Genomic DNA, 15,298 nt, shown 5'->3' on the forward strand with positions numbered 1-15,298 from the left:
GCGAGCCGAAACGCCACTCACGTCAGTTGTGCGACTTTGCCGGAGCCTTTCGGCCTCACCCCGCGGAATCGGCTTGGGCGTCGCCGACGACCTCGCCGGTCACGTCGTCCAGGATTGCGGCCACATCATTCCGCTGGACCGGCCCCAGGAACTGCTCCGCATCCGCCGCTGGCTCTCCGTGGTAGCCGAGTGCCGGTTTCGCTCTCGAATTCGGCCGCTAACCGCTGCTCAGCCGCCCGTCACGATGGCGTGGCACCGGTCGTCATCGCGAGGCAGGCGTCCGGCTCGACGCTGTCGTGCGGCGGCGTGGCCGCGATGATGGTGTCCAACACGGCGCGCGCGGCCGCGAGATCGGCCACCGCGCTGTCGATCCGTTCACGTTCGCGGTACAGGTCGGGAAGCATGTCGGGGCAAGCCGGGGCCAACCCCTGGCCTTCGTCGACCATGCAGGGCAGCAACTCGGCGATCGTGTGGGTATTGAGGCCGGCGGCCAGCAGCGTGCGGATGTGCCGAACGGTACGCACATCCTCTTCGTGGTACTCGCGATATCCGCTGGGGCGACGGTACGGCGTCAGCAGGCCCTGCTCCTCGTAGTAGCGCAACAGCCGGACGCTGACCCCGGTCCGCTGGGACAAAGCTCCGATACGCACGTGCCGATTACCACACCTCTCCGAGTTGACTCTCACATCGATGTGAGACTCTAACGTCTCGCTCATGGAGACACCGCAAATCACCAGCCCGCACAGCAACCCCGTCACCGTCATCGGCCTCGGCCCCATGGGCACGGCCCTCGCCGAGGCGCTTCTGAAGCAGGGGCACCCTTTGACGGTGTGGAACCGCACTCCAGGCAGAGCCGAGGATCTCGTCACCAAGGGCGCCAGCCTCGCGGCGACCGTCGCCGACGCGGTGTCCGCGAGCCCTGTCACGATCATCTGCCTCAAGGACTACGAGACCACCTTCGGGATCTTCGACTCGGCCGGTGACGCCCTGAAAGGCCGCGTCCTGGTGAACCTCAACTCCGGCACGCCGACCGAGGCGCGCGGCGCGCTCGACTGGGCGGCCGAGCGTGGGGCGGAGTACCTCGACGGTGCGATCATGGTGCCGCCGCCGCTCGTCGGGCACCCCGAGTCCGTCTTCCTGTACAGCGGTTCGCGGGATGTCTTCGACAAGGCCGGGGTGGCGCTGGCGAGCATGGGGGACCCGCGGTTCCTCGGCTCCGACCCCGGCCTGGCGGTGCTGTACAACGCGGCACTGCTCGACATGATGTACGCGACCATGAACGGCTTCCTGCACGCCACCGCGCTGGTCGGCTCGGCGAACGTCTCGGCGGTCGAGTTCGCCGAACTCGCGCTGGGCTGGTTCATGCCATCGGTGGTGGACTCGACCCTGGCCGAGCAGGCGCCCGACCTGGACAAGGGCAACTACCCCGGCGACCTCGGCACGATGGAAATGAACCTGAACGCGCTGGAGCACATCACCCGGGCATGCGTGGAACAAGGCGTCCACTCCGACCAGCCGCGACTGATGAAGGAGATCGCCGAACGGGCGATCGCCGAGGGCTACAGCGGAAAGAACTACCTGGCCGTGTTCGAGATCTTCAAGAAGGCGACGCAGGCTTCGTGATTCCCTTGCCCAGACGGGCGAAGTCGTTCCAGACCGCGTGCTCTTGGAGTCAGGCCGTCGGGCGCCCTGCCCCGGCGTAGTCGTCGCCCTGCTTCCGGTAGGTGTGCACCTGCACCGCCTGCCCGGTCTGCGGGGCGTCGATCATCTGCTGGTTCCCGATGTAGAGCCCGACGTGGTGGATCTTCGTGTTCGGCTCGCCGTAGAAGATCAGGTCGCCCAGCTGGGGATCGGTCACCTTGTTCACGCTGTGGTACTGCGTGTGGGCGGTGCGGTTGAGCCGGACGCCCGCGCTGGCGTACGCGGCCGTCGTCAGGCCGGAGCAGTCGAAACCGGGGTCGCCACCGCCGGTGCCGTTGCCGCCCCAGACGTAGGGGAGACCGATCTTGTCGATGGCGAAGTTGACCGCGCTCAGCGCCGCCGAGTTCGGCGGCTGCGGGTTCTGGCCGACCGTGCCGTAGACGTTCACGGTGGCGAGCGTGCGGTGCATCATCATCGGTGCCGGTTGCAGGGTGCTCACCGCGTTCCACCACGTCTGGCCCTGGCCGAGGTCGCGGCCGCCCGCGCACAACGCGCGTGCGGCGGTGAGGGTGGCGTCATCGATGTTCTGCGGATCCGGCTTGCCGCCGCTCGCCGAGGCCTGGAACTGGTTCCAGGCCGACGGCGAAAGCTGCAACGGGCCGCTCGCGTTCGGGACCGAGACGACCTTGTTGTAGAAGTCGCGGACCTCGACCGTCCCGAGCGGCACGGTCATCACCCCGGCGTCGCCGAGGCTCGAACCCTTGGCACGGCCGTGATCCGAGGCGATCTTCCCGAGCGCCGCCAGTGTCACCCACGACAGACGGCAACCCGGCGCTTCCTTGCCCATCGCCACGGTGGTCTTCGCGTAGCCGGTCATCGCCCGCAGCGGGATGTCGAGCCAGCCGCTGGTCTTCGACACCCAGGCGTCGAACTCCTGTCCCTGCTGCTGCGGGACCTTCGGCTGCTCCTTGGGGACTTCCGCGGGCACGGACGACGTCGGCGGAGCGGGCGGCACCGACGACTGGACGGCGGCGGCTTCCGTCTTCGGCTCGTCCTTCGGGGCGAACGTGATGGCGGCGACCAAGGCGGCACCGGCGACGACGACGGCGGCGATGATCACCGGCAGTCTGCGGCGGCGGGAAGTCTTCTCTTCCATCAGAGCCCCCCGACGATGCGGCCGAGCACGAAGTCGCGGAAGGCGTCGACGTCGGTGGTCAGCGCGACGTCGATGGTCCGGCCCGGCACGGCTTGCGGATCGGTACTTCGCAGCCTTCGCCGGTCTACGAGTGTCGCCCCGCGCGCGGGGCCGAAGCCGCACTCGACGTCCACCGGGTACGACTCGGTGTCGAGGGTGCCCGGCCGGATCGCCTCGGCCACCGCGACCGCGTCGTGCATGACCATTCCGGGGAACCCGAGGATCGGGGTGTAGTGCTCGACGTAGGTGGGCGTGAACGCTTCGAGTGCCGCGCCGAGTGGGCCGGACGCGGCCAGCTTGCCGAGCCAGCCGGTGTCGACCGTGCACTGATGCGTGATGTCCAGCGGGACCAGGACCGTCGGGATGTCTTCGTCGACCAGTACCCGGCGCGCGGCCTCGGGGTCGCTCCAGACGTTGAACTCGGCGGCCGTGGTGGAGTTCCCCTTGGTCACGCCGCCGCCCATGATGACGACGCGGCCGATCTTCTCGCGGATCCCCGGATGCGCCGCGAGCAGCAGCGCGATGTTCGTGAGCGGGCCGATCGGGGCGATGGTCACCGGTTCGTCGGCGGCTTCCAGCAGATCCACCAGCAGGCGGACGGCACCGCGGTCGTCGAGCGGCCGCGTCGCCTCCGGCAGCGTTCCGGCGTGGCCGGACAGGCCGTCTTGACCGTGGACGAACCCGGCGGGCTTGGCGTTGTCGTACACCAGCGGACGCGCCGCGCCGGCCGCGACGGGCACGTCGTCACGGCCGAAGAGCCGCAGCAGGCGCCGGGCGTTGTCGGTGGTGTGGCTCAGCGGGACGTTGCCGAACACCGTCGTCACGCCCAGCAGGTCGACGTCGTCGGATCGCGCGGCCAGGGCCAGCGCGAAGGCGTCGTCGACCCCCGGGTCCGTGTCAATGATCAGCTTGGTGCCCATGCGCGTGCTCCCCTTTGCGGTCGACGGCCTGATCACAGGTTACGGTCACCGGTATGACGTCCATGTGGGGTGCGCCCGCACTGTCGAGGCTCCGCGCTTGGGGCCAGGCCCGCCGCGACCCGAGGCAGGCGAAGTTCCTGACGGCGGATTCGCTGCGCTGGGTGCTGCGAAACCGCGCGTACACGCCTTGGTACCTGGTCCGGTACTGGCGGCTGCTGAAGTTCCGGATCGCGCATCCGCACATCATCCTGCGCGGCATGGTGTTCCTCGGCAAGGACGTCGAGATCCACTGCCGTCCCGGCTACGGGCGGCTGGAAATCGGCCGCTGGGTGCACATCGGTGACGGCAACGCGATCCGCTGCCACGAGGGTTCGCTGCGCATCGGTGACAAAGCCGTGTTCGGGCGCCAGAACGTGCTCAACGGCTACCTCGACATCGAACTCGGCGCGGCCACCCTCGTCGCGGACTGGGTGTACATCTGCGACTTCGACCACGTCACCACCGACATCACCGTCCCGATCAAGGATCAGGGCATCGTGAAGTCGCCGGTGCGGATCGGGCCGGACACCTGGATCGGCACCAAGGTCTCCGTGCTCAAGGGCACGCGGGTCGGCCGCGGCTGCGTCCTCGGCGCGCACGCCGTGGTGCGGGGCGACATCCCGGACTACTCGATCGCCGTCGGCTCCCCGGCTCGCGTGGTGCGGAACCGGCAGGACGACTACGCCGCCGACGCCGCGCGTCGCGAGGCTGTCGCGGACATGGCGCGTAAGGCGAACAAGGCACTGCAAAAGACCCTGGGCGTCGACTCCTGACCCGCGTGTCGTCCGTCCGATCACGCGTGTTGTCCGTCTGATCACGCGTGTCGTCCGTTTTGTACCACCGCACCGGCCGTGCTCAGACGGACAGCATTCGTGATCAGACGGACGACTCGCGTGATTGGGCGGACAACTAGCCGCGGAGCTGTTCCCGGACCTCCATGAGCGCGAAGCCCAGGAGGTTCTGCCCGCGCCAGTAGTCGGGGCGGGTGGCGTTCTTGTCGTCGCGGGCCACGCCGCTGCCCCAGATCAGGTCCATCCTCGACGCTTCGACGATCACCTTGTCGCCGGTGCTCAGCAGGAACTCGAGCAGTTCGGCGTGCTGGCGGAACTTCTCCAGGTTCCCGTCGACGACGATGTCGAAGCGGTGCCGCTCCCACAGATCGGCGTCGAAACCGGAGACCTCGCGGCCCAGGATCTTGGCGGTCTTGGGATCCGGCGCCTGACGGATGGCCTCCGCGGCCTCGAGATCGCCGAACAGTTCGGCCTTGCTCGCCATCATGTAGTGCTCGGCCGTCGGGTACCGATCGCCGCCCGCGACGAACGGCGCGTGCCACCACTGGCTCAGGCAGGCCGCGTTGATCCGGCCGCTCTTGAGCGGGGTGTGGCCGTAGAAGAGCTGGTACTCGGCCACCGCGCCACTGTGGACCAGCTCGCGCAACGCATCGAGACTCCGGACTCCGTCGACCTTGCTCACCATGGCGACCAGTGGACCACAGCCCACCGACATCCTGCGCACTGGCCACTGGACCACTCTCCGCCGTGGCCCGGGGTGGTCAGTACATTCAGCATTCGTGCAAGGGATCGAAACGGTGAGCGCCCGAACGGTCGAAGAGGCCGCGAAACGACTGGCCGGGGTGGTGACCCGCACGCCGCTCGAACCGAACGAGCGGCTCTCGGCGCGGGTCGACGCCCGGGTCTGGCTCAAACGCGAAGACCTCCAGACCGTGCGCTCGTACAAGATCCGCGGTGCCTACAACTTCATCGTCCAGCTCGACGCGGAGCACCGGGAACGCGGCGTCGTCTGCGCGAGCGCGGGCAACCACGCCCAGGGTGTCGCGTACGCGTGCCGTCGTCTCGGCGCGAACGGCCGGGTCTACGTGCCCGGTACGACTCCCCGGCAGAAGCGCGAACGGATCGCGACACTGGGCGGCTCGCATATCGAGGTCATCGTCGTCGGCGAGACCTACGAAGACGCCTTCACCGCCGCGAAGCAGGACGCGGAGAGCACCGGCGCGACGCTGGTCCCCGCCTTCGACGCGCCGGAGACGGTCGCCGGACAGGGCACGGTCGCGATGGAGGTCGTCGCGCAACTCGGGTTCATCCCGGACGTCATGGTGGTGCCGGTCGGCGGGGGCGGCCTGCTCGCGGGGATCGCCGCGTGGGCCGCGGAACGCGCGCCGGAGATGCGGATCGTCGGGGTCGAACCGGCTGGCGCGACCTGTATGGCCGCCGCGCTGGCGGCAGGCGAGCCGGTGCGGCTCGAAGCCGTCGACACCTTCGTCGACGGTGCGGCGGTCGCGCTGGCGGGTTCGGTGACGTATCCGCTGGTCCGCGACGGCGGCGTCGAACTCACCGACGTCGCCGAGGGCGCGATCTGCACGGAAATGCTCGCGATGTACCAGTCCGACGGCGTGATCGCCGAACCCGCGGGCGCGCTCGCGACCGCGGCCTTGGGCACGACGGTGAAGATCGACCCCGGCCAGATCGTGGTGTGCGTCGTCTCCGGCGGCAACAACGACGTCAGCCGCTACGGCGAAGTGCTCGAACGGTCCCTGATCCACGAGGGACTGAGGCACTACTTCCTGGTGGGGTTCCCGCAGGAGCCCGGCGCGCTGCGGCGGTTCCTCGACGAGGTCCTCGGACCGGACGACGACATCACGCGGTTCGAGTACGTGAAGCGCAACAGCCGGGAGACCGGCCCGGCGCTGATCGGCATCGAACTCGCGCGGCCCGGCGACCTGGAGGGCCTGCTGCACCGGCTGGACGTGAGCCCCCTCCAGGTGGAGCGTGTCGAACCCGGCAGCCCGCTCTTCCACTTCCTGGTGTGACGCCGCCTGGCGTGTGACGCCGCGTTTCGTCCTCTAGTTGCGGTAGTTGCACGCGCAACTACCGCAACTAGAGGACGAAACGCGGAGAGAGTGGGACTAGCGGAAGGCGGCGAGGTGGGTCCGGGCCCAGGTGGCGAACGGGCGCGGTGCCTGGCCGGTGAGGTCCTGAACGGTGGAGGTCACCTCGGAGTCGTCGAACTCGCCTTCGGTGTCCGGTAGCGGCTCCAGCCGCAGGTCGCGGCCCAGGAGTTCGCCCAGGACGCGCAGCCTGTCAGCGGGCAGGAGCGCCTCCGGACCGGTGAGCGCGTACGCCCGCCCTTCGTGACCCGGCGTGGTCAGGGATTCCGCCGCGACGGCCGCGATGTCGTACGGATCGATCGTCGCCACCGGCACTTCCGCGAAGGGTTCCCGGACGACATCGCCCGCGCGAAGCCCCGGAATCCAGCGCAGCGTGTTCGACATGAACCCACTCGCCCGCAGGAACGTCCAGGCCAGCTCCGACGCGCGCACCGACGCCTCGGCCGCCCTGTGCATGCCCGCGACGGCGTTGCCGGAATGCCCGCCGACGACCGACCGCGACGACAGCAGCGTGACCTGCTCGACGCCCTCGTCCCGCATCACCGCGAGCGCGCCCGGCAGGTCGTCGTAGCCGCCGAGCAGGAAGACCGCCCGGACCCCGGCCAGCGCGGGCTTCAGGCTGGCCGGCTCGTTGAGGTCGCCCGCCACCCCTTCGACGCCGTCGGGCAGCGGCCGCGGTGTGCGGACCAGCGCCCGGACGGGATGCCCGTCGCGGGTGAGGATTCCGGTCAGTTCCGAGCCGACGTTCCCGCCTGCCCCGGTCACCAAGATCATTCGGTTCTCCCCGGTGTGGTGGCCGCCGTCACCGGCGGCGGCCCTCGTCGGCAACCCTGCCAGGGAGATCAAGACCGCTCAAGGAGCCTTGGGCACCGCCGGGTACGGGACGAAGGTGCTGGTGTTCTCGTCCACGGTCAGCTGCTTGCCGATCGTCGGGAAGGCGCGCTGCGGGCAGGCCGGGCGTTCGCAGACTTTGCAACCCATGCCGATCGGGGTGGCCGCGGCACGGTCGTCGAGGTCGAGGCCGGTCGAATAGATCAGCCGTTTCGCGTGCCGCAATTCGCAGCCGAGACCGACGGTGAACGTCTTGCCAGGGCTGCCGTAGCCACCGATGTTGCGGGACACCGTCCGCGCGACCCAGAAGTAACTCTTGCCGTCGGGAAGGGTGGCGATCTGGGTGAGGATCTTGCCCGGCTGCGTGAACGCCTCGTAGATGTTCCACAATGGACAGGCGCCGCCGACGCGGGAGAAGTGGAAACCGGCCGCGGACTGGCGTTTCGACATGTTCCCCGCCCGGTCGACCCGCACGAACGAGAACGGCACACCGCGGTTCTTCGGCCGCTGCAACGTCGAGAGCCGGTGGCAGACGGTCTCGAAGCCGACGCCGAAGTGGTCGCACAGCCGCTCGATGTCGTAGCGGAAGCGTTCCGCGGTGGACAGGAACGGTCCATAGGGGAGGATCAGGGCACCCGCGAAGTAGTTCGCGAGGCCGACGCGGGCCAGCGAACGCGCGGCGGGTCCGGAGAACGCCCACGAATCGGCGAGTTCGGTGATCAGGTCGTCGTAGTCGAGCAGCGCGATCTGCGAAGCCATCCGGAACGCCTGCTGTCCGACACGCAGGCTCGGCGCCAGCCGCAACACCCGCGGCCCCGGTTCGTACCGGTGCTGCTCACCGGCCGCTTCGTCGATGCCGTCGCTGGTGACGTCGACGCCGTAGCGCTGGGTCAGGGTTTCCTTCAGCGCGGCGAGCACGTGGCCGCGTCGCAGCGGGATGTCGTGCGCCATCCGTTCGGCGCGTTCGTCCAGTTCGGCGACGTAGTTCTCCCGCTCGTAGAAGAAGTCGCGGACCTCTTCGTGCGGCAACGAGCCTGCCGCGCTGCCGTGCATGCCCAGCCCGTTCTCGGTGGTCAGCGCGGCGGTGTTCTCGACCGAGTTGCGGTAGCTGCGATGCAGTTTGACCAGGGCCTGGGCGATCGTCGGCAGGTTCGTGGCGAGGTCGTTCAGCTCGCTTGTGGTGGCGGTCAAGCCACTGCCGCCGACCACCTCGTCGAGCAGCACCTCCTTCACATCTGCCACCAGCCTCGCGGTGTCGTTGTTCGCGAAGAACTCGGTGTCCACTCCGAACGCTTGCGTGATGCGCAGGAGCACCGGGACGGTCAGCGGACGCGAGTTGTGCTCGATCTGGTTGAGGTAACTGGGTGAGATCTCCAGCACACGAGCGAGATCCGCTTGGCTCATCGACCGGCTTTCGCGCAGATGCCGCAGCTTCGCTCCGGCGAAGGTTTTGTCCACTGAGGCCTCTCTGTCCGCAAGGTTTCCGGGCCTGAACGATTCAGTGAACGGTCAAGCCCGTGGTTTTTCGTCCTGCTTGCGAACCTGCGATTCGCAACCTTTGCAAGATGCTACGGAAGATTCGCAGAAATTGGCAAATTGGAGGCCTGGATCGGATTTCCCCGGTCATGTCAGGGTCAGGTCAGGAAAGGCGATCACTCGCAAACTTCGCAACACCGGGAGAATCCGATGACTCAGCACGCGCAGCAGCTGGAGCAGGCGGCCGCCGAACTGGCCAAGCAGTGGGAGACCGACCCCCGCTGGGCGGGCGTGAAGCGGTCGTACTCCGCGGCTGACGTGGTCAAGCTCCGCGGCAGCGTGGTCGAGGAGCACACGCTCGCTCGCCGCGGCGCCGAGAAGCTGTGGGACCTCCTGCACAACGAGGACTACGTCCACTCGCTGGGCGCCCTGACCGGTAACCAGGCGGTGCAGCAGGTCCGCGCCGGCCTCAAGGCCATCTACCTCTCGGGCTGGCAGGTCGCCGCCGACGCGAACCTCTCCGGCCAGACCTACCCGGACCAGAGCCTCTACCCGGCCAACTCGGTGCCGGCCGTCGTCCGCCGCATCAACAACGCGCTGGGCCGTGCCGACCAGATCAACTGGGCCGAGGGCAACACCGACATCGACTGGTACGCCCCGATCGTCGCCGACGCCGAGGCAGGCTTCGGTGGCCCGCTCAACGCGTTCGAGCTGATGAAGGGCATGATCGCCGCCGGTGCCGCGGGTGTGCACTGGGAGGACCAGCTCGCGTCCGAGAAGAAGTGTGGCCACCTCGGCGGCAAGGTGCTGATCCCGACCAAGCAGCACGAGCGCACGCTGAACGCCGCCCGCCTCGCCGCGGACGTGCTGAACGTGCCGTCGCTGATCGTCGCCCGCACCGACGCCCAGGCCGCCACGCTGATCACCAGCGACGTCGACGAGCGTGACCGCAAGTACGTCACCGGCGAGCGCACCGCCGAGGGCTTCTACAACGTCACCAACGGCATCGACCCCTGCATCGACCGCGGTCTCGCCTACGCCGAGTACGCCGACCTGCTGTGGATGGAGACCTCCAAGCCGGACCTCGAGGTCGCCCGCCAGTTCGCCGAGGCCATCAAGGCGAAGTACCCGGACCAGATGCTCGCCTACAACTGCTCGCCGTCGTTCAACTGGAAGAAGCACCTGGACGACGCGACGATCGCGAAGTTCCAGCGCGAACTCGGCCACATGGGCTACAAGTTCCAGTTCATCACCCTGGCCGGTTTCCACGCCCTGAACTACTCGATGTTCGACCTGGCGCACGGTTACGCCCGTGAGGGCATGACCGCCTACGTCGACCTTCAGGAGCGGGAGTTCGCTTCGGAGGACCGCGGTTACACCGCCACGAAGCATCAGCGCGAGGTCGGCACCGGCTGGTTCGACAACGTCGCGACGGCGCTGAACCCGACCAGCTCGACCACCGCGCTCGCCGGTTCCACCGAGGCCGAGCAGTTCTGATCCCTCGCAAGTAGGTGCCAGGTGGCGGTCTTTCGACCCCCCGAGAGACCGCCACCGCCTTTCCCTTCTATCTCTCGCGAAGCCCAGCGGAGGCACACCATGGTTGAGAAGCTGAACTACCGGACCGACGTCTGCGGACCCGCCGGTGACCGGTTCGACGAGATCCTCACCCCGGCCGCGCTGGACTTCGTGGCCAAACTGGACAACGCGTTCGCCGGTCGCCGCCGAGAACTGCTCGACGCGCGCCGCCTGCGCCGCGAGAAGCTCCAGTCCGGCGAGGAGCCGCTGGGCTTCCTGCCCGAGACGCGCTCGATCCGCGACGACAGCAGCTGGTCGGTCGCCCCGGCCGCACCCGGTCTCGAAGACCGCCGCGTCGAGATCACCGGCCCGACCGACCGCAAGATGACGGTCAACGCGCTCAACTCCGGCGCCAAGGTCTGGCTCGCCGACTTCGAGGACGCGACCTCGCCGACCTGGCACAACGTCATCGACGGCCAGCTCAACCTGGTCGACGCGATCCGCCGCAACATCGACTTCACCACCGAGGCGGGCAAGCGCTACACGATCGGCGACGAACCCGCGACGATCGTCGCCCGCCCGCGTGGCTGGCACCTGGTGGAGAAGCACATCCGCATCGACGGCCGCCCGGTTTCGGCGAGCCTGGTCGACTTCGGCCTGTACTTCTTCCACAACGCGCGCCAGCTGCTGGCCCGCGGCAGCGGCCCCTACTTCTACCTGCCGAAGCTCGAAAACCACCTCGAAGCGCGGCTGTGGAACGACGTTTTCCTGCTGGCGCAACGAGAACTGGGTATCCCGCGTGGCACCATCCGGGCCACCGTGCTGATCGAGACGATCACCGCCGCGTTCGAGATGGAGGAGATCCTCTACGAACTGCGCGAGCACATCGCCGGGCTGAACGCCGGGCGCTGGGACTACATCTTCAGCGTCATCAAGAACTTCTCCTCGCACGGCGCGGACTTCGTGCTGCCGGACCGCGCGCAGGTGACGATGACCGTCCCGTTCATGCGGTCCTACACCGAACTGCTGGTGCGCACCTGCCACAAGCGCGGGGCGCACGCCATCGGCGGCATGGCCGCGTTCATCCCGAGCAAGGACCCGGAGATCAACGCGACCGCGCTGGAAAAGGTCCGCCAGGACAAGGAACGCGAGGCGAACGACGGTTTCGACGGCTCGTGGGTCGCGCATCCCGGCCTCGTCCCGGTCTGCCGCGAGGTGTTCGACAGTGTGCTCGGCGGCTGGCCGAACCAGCTCGGCAAGCTTCGTGAGGACGTCGACGTCACCGCCGAGGACCTGCTCGACGTCGCCAGCGCGGGCGGCGAGGTCACCGAAGCCGGTGTCCGCGCCAACATCAATGTCGCGCTGCGCTACATCGACGCCTGGCTGCGCGGCACCGGCGCGGCGGCGATCCACAACCTGATGGAGGACGCCGCCACCGCCGAGATCGCGCGCTGCCAGATCTGGCAGTGGATCCGCAACGGTACGAAACTCGAAGACGGCACCGCGCTCACCCGCGAACTCGCCGTGTCCTATTTGGACGAAGAGCTGGCTTCGGTGCGGGCCGAACTCGGCGAGGGCAACCGTCTCGGCGACGCCTACGAGATCTTCACCGAGACCGCGCTGGGCGAAAAGCTCCCGAGCTTCCTCACCACCGGCGCGTACGCGCGGTACCTGACCACGCACTGACTCGAGGCTCCGGCCGCCCCTACCTGACGCGGGGCGGCCGGGTTCCACACCGGTTTGGGACGGTGTGGCCCATGGGGTCCGGTGGCGGAGGCTCCCCGCCACCGGACCCGATTCACGCGCGCGCCCCCTTCCGGTAGCGCTGTCGGGCGTGCGTGCGCTGTCGCGGAGGCCCCGCTCACCCCCCACACCGCCGTGGGCGGGGCCTCCGCGACGTTCACGGTTTGGGACTTGGGGCAGAGGGACGAATCGGTCACGGAACGCGAATAGGTAGGGGTACCCACAGAAACCCCTGTTGTTTCCGCGGCGGCTCGCGCGGATGCTCGGCCCCGGGTGCACTCTCCGCCCGAATTCCCGAGGAGCCACCATGAAGAAGCAGTTGAGAAGGGTCTTGGCCACAGCTTTCGCCGTCCTCGCGGTCGCCCTCGCCGCACCGGCCCTGTCCGCTTCGGTCGCGGTCTCGGTGCAGCCGGAGTGTGTCCGGCCCTGCCACTTCTGATCTTTCTCACCCAGAGCAGCCACGGGGGTCGCGCCCCTCGCGACCCGCGACCGCTCGTGGACGGGGGATCCGGGAACCCCGACATCCCGGATCCCCCGTCCGCCCTCGCTTCCCGCACTGCTCAGGTCGCGAAAGCCACTTTCGGGACATCAGACGTCGCGAAAGTGGCTTTCGCGACACGAAAACCCGAGCCCTGAACGCGCGGGCTCACACCTCGAAAGCGTTGCCTGTCGCGATCTTCGGGCGCCCCAGTTCCCCCGGCTCACCGACGCGGGCCCGCCGGTAGACCGCGACGGTCGCCTCCGCGATCCGCCCCCAGTCGAAGTCCGCGGCCAGCCGCGATTGCGCGGTCAGCGCCCGTCTCGCCGCGGCGACCTCGTCGTCCAGTACCGCTTCGACGGCATTCCCGAGGGCGTCGACGTCGCCGGGGCTGAACGCCAGGCCGGTCTCGCCGTCGACGACGACTTCGCCGAGCCCGCCGGCGGTCGAAGCCACGAGCGGTGCCTTCGCGGCGGCCGCTTCGAGCGCGACGATCCCGAACGGTTCGTAGCGGCTGGGCAGTACGACGGCGTCGGCCGCGGCCAGGACCGCGCGCAGTTCGCGGTCGGACAGGTGCCCGACGAAGTCCACCGCGCGGCGCACGCGCAGCTTCCGCGCCTGGTCGACCAGTTCCTCCAGATGCCTGCCCTTGCCCGCGACGACCAGCCTGGTCCCCGGTTTGGCGCGGCGGATCCGGGGGAGCGCGGCGAGCAGGTCCTGCACGCCCTTCTCCCATTCCAGCCGTCCGAAGTACAGCAGCAGCGGCGCGCCGGAGGGGCTGTAGGCCTCGCGGGCGTGCGCGACCTCTTCCGCGGGCACCTGCCAGGTGCGTTCCTCGATGCCGTTGTGGATCACGGTGACCGCGTCACCGTCCACCTCGAACAGATGCGACACCTCGCGGCGCATGGCCTGCGAACAGGTGATCAGCGCGTCCGAGCGGTTCGCGAGCCACCATTCGACCGAGTGAACCTGCTGGTTCAGCGGATGCGAGAGCCAGCCGGAATGCCGTCCGGCCTCGGTGGCGTGGATCGTGCCGACCAGCGGTACCCGCGCGGCCTCGGCGATCGCGATCGCGGGATGGGTGACCAGCCAGTCGTGCGCGTGCACGACGTCCGGCTGCCAGGTGCGCAGCAGATCGGTCGCGGCGCGGACCATCGCGTGCCCCATGGCCAGTGTCCACGCGACGAGGTCGCGTTCGAAGGTCACGTGCATCGGGTCCTCGGCGACCCGGATGATCCGCACGCCCTCGACCACGCGATCGGTCCTCGGGTGGGTCTCGGCGTCGGTACCCGCCGTGTGACGGCACAGGACGACCACGTCGTGCCCCTGCCGGGCGAGGTGCCTGGCCAGTGCGTGGACGTGCCGTGCGAGTCCGCCGACGACCACGGGTGGGTACTCCCACGACAACATCAGCACGCGCATGGGTGGAGGTTACTCGTCAGTCGGTCTTCGCCGGGACGGGGCGATCACCCCCGGCGGTGAAAGTCACGAGGGCGGCGGGCGCGGCGATCTTTGCCACCATCGGGCTGACGACGTCCTCGGTGAACGAGGCCTTCGAGCCCGGGGAGTACGCGGGCAGCGGCACACCCGGCCGGAACGGGTACGAACCGCAAGGTCTTCCAGGCTCCATCCGGATGGGACGGTCAGCGGGTGATGCTCCGGTTCGGCGCCGTCGACCAGTCCGCGACGGTCTGGGTCAACAACCAGGAGGAACTGACCGTCCGCGTGACGGATCGCACCGACGCTTCGACGCACGCGGTCGGCAAGCAGCGGAACGATCCGAACGGGATCTTCTACACCGCCGCGTCGGGTATCCGGCAGACCGTCTGGCTGGAGCCGGTGCCGTCCGCCCACGTCGAAGATGTCCAGTTGACGCCGGATCTCACCGGGGTCACGGTTGTGCCCAAGGTCACAGGCGGCGCTCGGGTTGAGGTGATCGTCAGCGAAGGTTCCACCGGGCCGCCGGGGCTGTTCGGGGACTTCGGTCCTCGACTTTCCGGAGAAAGAAACGGGCGGGTTCGGAGATTCCTCCGGAAACCCGCCCGCGGCAGTGCACGATCAGGCGCCGACAGTGGCCTCGATCGCCTTGGTGATCACTTCGTCTTCGGGTTCGGTGCGCGGGCGGAAACGTCCCACCACTTCACCGGAGGGGGCGACGAGGAACTTCTCGAAGTTCCATTGCACGTCACCGGACGCGCCGTCCGCGTCGGCCGTCTCGGTCAGTTCGGCGTAGAGCGGGTGACGGCTTTCCCCGTTGACGTCCAGCTTCTCGAACAGCGGGAACGAAACCCCGTACGTCGTCGAGCAGAAGGTCTGGATCTCCTCGGCGGTGCCCGGCTCCTGGCCGGCGAACTGGTTGCACGGGAAGCCGACGACGGAGAAACCCTTGTCCGCGTAGCGTTCCTGGAGCTTTTCCAGTCCGGTGTACTGCGGCGTCAGACCGCATTTCGACGCCACGTTCACCACCAGGAGGGTCTTGCCGCCGAGCGCGCCGAGCGTGGTGTCCTCGCCCGCCAGCGTCTTCAGTGGAATGTCGTGGATCCCCATGGTTCCCC

15 protein-coding genes are annotated in these 15,298 nt (G+C 68.6%); 6 read left to right on the forward strand and 9 right to left on the reverse strand.

Going from position 1 to position 15,298, the window contains the following annotated elements; genetic code table 11:
- Positions 1–239: 239 nt before the first annotated feature.
- Complete coding sequence (locus tag BS329_RS19635; RefSeq protein ID WP_076162670.1) at positions 240–650, reverse strand: MerR family transcriptional regulator; 411 nt, start codon at positions 648–650, stop codon at positions 240–242.
- A gap of 64 nt (positions 651–714) precedes the next feature.
- Between BS329_RS19635 and BS329_RS19640 the strand changes: the two genes are divergently transcribed.
- Entirely contained in the window at positions 715–1,623 is a 909-nt protein-coding gene (locus BS329_RS19640; RefSeq protein ID WP_084749945.1) for an NAD(P)-dependent oxidoreductase, read from the forward strand.
- Positions 1,624–1,672: 49 nt separating this feature from the next.
- On the opposite strand, the gene BS329_RS19645 is transcribed toward BS329_RS19640, so the two are convergent.
- Both BS329_RS19645 and BS329_RS19650 read right to left on the reverse strand, forming a co-directional pair.
- Positions 1,673–2,797: a C40 family peptidase gene (locus BS329_RS19645; RefSeq protein WP_076162671.1), complete on the reverse strand. Its 1,125-nt coding sequence runs from the start codon at positions 2,795–2,797 to the stop codon at positions 1,673–1,675.
- Positions 2,797–3,756, reverse strand: coding sequence for a nucleoside hydrolase (locus BS329_RS19650; protein ID WP_076162672.1), 960 nt, complete (start codon positions 3,754–3,756; stop codon positions 2,797–2,799). Before BS329_RS19650 ends, BS329_RS19645 begins: the two co-directional genes overlap by 1 nt.
- Positions 3,757–3,809: 53 nt before the next feature.
- Between BS329_RS19650 and BS329_RS19655 the strand changes: the two genes are divergently transcribed.
- Entirely contained in the window at positions 3,810–4,568 is a 759-nt protein-coding gene (locus tag BS329_RS19655; RefSeq protein WP_037304713.1) for an acyltransferase, read from the forward strand.
- Positions 4,569–4,704: 136 nt separating this feature from the next.
- Here the strand turns inward: BS329_RS19655 and BS329_RS19660 are convergent, their stop codons facing one another.
- Positions 4,705–5,271, reverse strand: coding sequence for an NADAR family protein (locus BS329_RS19660; protein WP_143253115.1), 567 nt, complete (start codon positions 5,269–5,271; stop codon positions 4,705–4,707).
- A 94-nt stretch (positions 5,272–5,365) separates the two neighbouring features.
- Here BS329_RS19660 and ilvA point away from each other — a divergent pair, with 94 nt between their 5' ends.
- Positions 5,366–6,622, forward strand: a complete 1,257-nt coding sequence (gene ilvA / locus BS329_RS19665) for a threonine ammonia-lyase IlvA (RefSeq protein ID WP_076162673.1) — start codon at positions 5,366–5,368, stop codon at positions 6,620–6,622.
- A 96-nt stretch (positions 6,623–6,718) separates the two neighbouring features.
- Here ilvA and BS329_RS19670 read toward each other — a convergent pair whose 3' ends face one another.
- Entirely contained in the window at positions 6,719–7,474 is a 756-nt protein-coding gene (locus tag BS329_RS19670) for an SDR family oxidoreductase (protein ID WP_076162674.1), read from the reverse strand.
- A 78-nt stretch (positions 7,475–7,552) separates the two neighbouring features.
- Positions 7,553–8,989, reverse strand: coding sequence for a short-chain fatty acyl-CoA regulator family protein (locus BS329_RS19675; RefSeq protein ID WP_076162675.1), 1,437 nt, complete (start codon positions 8,987–8,989; stop codon positions 7,553–7,555).
- Positions 8,990–9,217: 228 nt separating this feature from the next.
- On the opposite strand from BS329_RS19675, the gene aceA reads away from it, so the two are divergent.
- The 3 genes from aceA to BS329_RS45190 all read left to right on the forward strand — a co-directional run bounded on the left by aceA (position 9,218) and on the right by BS329_RS45190 (position 12,704).
- A complete protein-coding gene (gene aceA / locus BS329_RS19680) occupies positions 9,218–10,504 on the forward strand; it encodes an isocitrate lyase (RefSeq protein WP_076162676.1) in 1,287 nt (428 codons plus the stop codon).
- Between the two features lie 99 nt (positions 10,505–10,603).
- The gene (gene aceB, locus BS329_RS19685) at positions 10,604–12,208 is read left to right on the forward strand and encodes a malate synthase A (protein WP_076162677.1); all 1,605 of its coding nucleotides are present in this window, start codon (positions 10,604–10,606) and stop codon (positions 12,206–12,208) included.
- A 364-nt stretch (positions 12,209–12,572) separates the two neighbouring features.
- On the forward strand, positions 12,573–12,704 hold the full coding sequence (locus BS329_RS45190; protein ID WP_279628166.1) for a hypothetical protein: 132 nt from the start codon (positions 12,573–12,575) through the stop codon (positions 12,702–12,704).
- 207 nt (positions 12,705–12,911) lie between these two features.
- Here BS329_RS45190 and BS329_RS19690 read toward each other — a convergent pair whose 3' ends face one another.
- From BS329_RS19690 to BS329_RS19700, 3 genes are all read right to left on the reverse strand, one after another.
- The gene (locus BS329_RS19690) at positions 12,912–14,165 is read right to left on the reverse strand and encodes a glycosyltransferase family 4 protein (protein ID WP_076162678.1); all 1,254 of its coding nucleotides are present in this window, start codon (positions 14,163–14,165) and stop codon (positions 12,912–12,914) included.
- A 16-nt stretch (positions 14,166–14,181) separates the two neighbouring features.
- Positions 14,182–14,373, reverse strand: a complete 192-nt coding sequence (locus BS329_RS42670; RefSeq protein ID WP_143253116.1) for a hypothetical protein — start codon at positions 14,371–14,373, stop codon at positions 14,182–14,184.
- Positions 14,374–14,801: 428 nt separating this feature from the next.
- A complete protein-coding gene (locus BS329_RS19700; RefSeq protein WP_076162679.1) occupies positions 14,802–15,290 on the reverse strand; it encodes a glutathione peroxidase in 489 nt (162 codons plus the stop codon).
- Positions 15,291–15,298: the final 8 nt, after the last annotated feature.

The sequence above is a fragment of the Amycolatopsis coloradensis genome, assembly GCF_001953865.1.
Classification (GTDB): domain Bacteria; phylum Actinomycetota; class Actinomycetes; order Mycobacteriales; family Pseudonocardiaceae; genus Amycolatopsis; species Amycolatopsis coloradensis.

Bases quoted from the DNA above. Each gene is read 5' to 3' on its own strand.
- BS329_RS19650 (WP_076162672.1), bottom strand. From the start codon at position 3,756: ATGGGCACCAAGCTGATCATTGACACGGACCCGGGGGTCGACGACGCC.
- BS329_RS19645 (WP_076162671.1), bottom strand. From the start codon at position 2,797: ATGGAAGAGAAGACTTCCCGCCGCCGCAGACTGCCGGTGATCATCGCC.
- BS329_RS19655 (WP_037304713.1), top strand. From the start codon at position 3,810: ATGACGTCCATGTGGGGTGCGCCCGCACTGTCGAGGCTCCGCGCTTGG.
- BS329_RS45190 (WP_279628166.1), top strand. From the start codon at position 12,573: ATGAAGAAGCAGTTGAGAAGGGTCTTGGCCACAGCTTTCGCCGTCCTC.
- BS329_RS19690 (WP_076162678.1), bottom strand. From the start codon at position 14,165: ATGCGCGTGCTGATGTTGTCGTGGGAGTACCCACCCGTGGTCGTCGGC.
- aceB (WP_076162677.1), top strand. From the start codon at position 10,604: ATGGTTGAGAAGCTGAACTACCGGACCGACGTCTGCGGACCCGCCGGT.
- BS329_RS19640 (WP_084749945.1), top strand. From the start codon at position 715: ATGGAGACACCGCAAATCACCAGCCCGCACAGCAACCCCGTCACCGTC.
- BS329_RS19700 (WP_076162679.1), bottom strand. From the start codon at position 15,290: ATGGGGATCCACGACATTCCACTGAAGACGCTGGCGGGCGAGGACACC.
- aceA (WP_076162676.1), top strand. From the start codon at position 9,218: ATGACTCAGCACGCGCAGCAGCTGGAGCAGGCGGCCGCCGAACTGGCC.
- BS329_RS19670 (WP_076162674.1), bottom strand. From the start codon at position 7,474: ATGATCTTGGTGACCGGGGCAGGCGGGAACGTCGGCTCGGAACTGACC.
- BS329_RS42670 (WP_143253116.1), bottom strand. From the start codon at position 14,373: ATGGAGCCTGGAAGACCTTGCGGTTCGTACCCGTTCCGGCCGGGTGTG.
- BS329_RS19660 (WP_143253115.1), bottom strand. From the start codon at position 5,271: ATGGTGAGCAAGGTCGACGGAGTCCGGAGTCTCGATGCGTTGCGCGAG.